Below are 2,309 nucleotides of genomic sequence, written 5' to 3'. Positions count from 1 at the left end.
GTACCGCCGAAGGGGCGCCCGCGGTAGGTGGCGTGCGTGCCCTGAAACCAGGGCACGCACGCCTCGGCTCGGAGGCCGGACCCGGTCACTGCCCGCGCCCGAACAGTACGGTGAGTAGCCCGCGCGTCGATCAGCCAAAAGCCGTCATCGAGCTTCTCGTCAAGCACTGCCGCTGGGGAGAATCCGGGGAGAACGAAGCCCCGTTGGGGAGCGCCCGGGGAAAATCGACCGCGTAACCGGGCCGCACGGTGAAAGCACCGGAAACACTCATCACCGCAGGTCAAAGCGGGTTACCAGCCAATCCCCGCAGGTCAGCCCCGCGCAGACGACGACTTCAAGAAGATCTCCGCGCGCTTCTTCGCCACACGTTCTCCAGGGCAACCGGTAGGTCACGCCGTGACCACTGGATGGCGGTGACCGCAGCCCGGCCGTCCGCTCCGCGCTCGCGGAGGTTAGCCGGCCGCCCAGTCCCCCGACAGATCGTTCTTACCTGACTTGGGCGATGCCATCCATCGTCCAGGAGCGGCTGCGTCAGCCGAACGTCAGCCGAACGCCAGCGGGCAAGGGCAAGCTGCTGCGCGGCGGTCCCGGCCGGGGGCAGCCGTGAGGGCGCTACCGGCCCCGTCGACGAAATGGCCGGCTTGCGATGAAGGAGGGTGATATGCATCGGCGTTCGCGCACTTGCCCGCAGCCCATGATCCTCGCCAAACGATTCAAGGGGCCCCGAAAGTCCCCTGATATCCGGAAGGTCCCGTGGATTCGAGAGGCCGTCTTACGAGAGACGTGCGGGTGACGATGTCGCACATGCCTGCGGTGCAGGGGGCGGACCGGCTCCGATTACTGGGTCCCGTCCGGTACGTCTCGGCCCGGGGGAACGTCACCCGGCCCGGCGCGCCCGGCCCCCAGACCGTGTTGGCGGCCCTGGCGCTGCGCCCCGGCACGCTGGTGACGGTCGACGAACTCATCGACGGCCTCTACTTCGACGATCCGCCCGCTTCCGCCCGGCGGGTGGTCGTCACCTACATTCACCGGCTGCGGACGCACCTGGGCCGCGAGGCCCGCGCGGAACCAGGCGGCGGCGAGGCCCCGTCCGCCATCGAGACCATGGCCGACGGGTACGTACTCCAGCTCCCCGAGGACCGGGTGGACGCCCTGTTCTTCGGCCGGCTCACCGCGCGGGCCCGGCGGTATGCCGACGCCGGTGACCCCGCCGCGGGGGCCGCCGGTCTGGAGGAGGCGCTGGCGCTGTGGCAGGGACCCGCGCTGGCGGGACTGCCCGGGCCGTTCGCGCGGGACTGGCGTCGTGCGCTGGGCGAGCAATTGGCGTCCGCGCTGGAGTACCGGCTGGAGCTGCTGCTGGTGTGCGGACGTCACGCGGAGGTCGTGCCGGACATCGTGCGGGCCCTGAAGACGTATCCCTACCGGGAGCGTCTGCACGGTGCGTTGATGCTCGCCTTGTACCGGTCGGGGCGCGCGGCCGAGGCGCTGTCGGCCTACGACCGCGCCCGCCGGGTGCTCGCCGAGGACCTGGGCATCGACACCGGGCCCGCGCTGCGCACGCTGCACGCCGCGATCCTTGCGGGGGACCATGCCCTCCTTCTGGCGCCCGCCCAGGGCGGCGTGGATGCCGTACCGCCGCCGGAGACCGCGCGGGAGGACGTCTCCGCGGGGCAGGAGCCCGCCCAACTGCCGCCGGTGCCGTGCGACTTCACCGGCCGCCAGGAGCAGATGTCGGCGCTGGTCTCCGCGCTGACCACGGGCCGGCCACACTCCGTCGCGGTCATCACGGGCATGGGCGGGGCCGGGAAGACGGCGCTGGCCCTGCGGGCGGCGCACGCGGTCGCCGGAACCTACCCGGACGGCCAGCTGTACGCGAACCTGCGGGCGCCCGACGGCGCACCCGCCGAGCCGGCCGAGGTCCTCGCGGGGTTCCTGACCGGGCTGGGTGTCCCCGCCGAGCGGATACCGGCCTCCCTGGCCGAGCGCGCGGCGCTCTTCCGCACCATGCTCTCGCGGCGGGCCGTCCTCGTCGTGCTCGACAACGCCGCGACCACGGCACAGGTGGAACCGCTGCTGCCGGGCGCGGCCCGGTGCGCCGTGCTGATCACCGGCCGCGCCCTGGCCGCGATGCCCGCCACGGTGACCTTGCCGCTGAGGGGACTCGGCGCCGACAACGCCGTGGAACTGATCGGCAAGATCGCCGGAATCCACCGGATCCAGCAGGAACCGGATGCGGTCGCGGCGCTGGCGGCGGCCTGCGGCCACCTGCCGCTCGCGCTGCGGGCGGCCGGGGCGCGGCTGGCGGCCCG

The 2,309-nt window shown here is 72.8% G+C and carries 1 protein-coding gene; it reads left to right on the top strand.

The features are described 5' to 3' along the window. Positions 1 to 804 precede the first annotated feature (804 nt). The coding region (locus DY245_RS33660) for an AfsR/SARP family transcriptional regulator (RefSeq protein ID WP_244943437.1) at positions 805 to 2,309 on the top strand (1,505 nt) is incomplete at its 3' end.

The sequence above is a fragment of the Streptomyces inhibens genome (genome assembly GCF_003389455.1).
Classification (GTDB): Bacteria; Actinomycetota; Actinomycetes; order Streptomycetales; family Streptomycetaceae; genus Streptomyces; species Streptomyces inhibens.
This window is presented reverse-complemented; position numbering and strand designations above follow the sequence as displayed.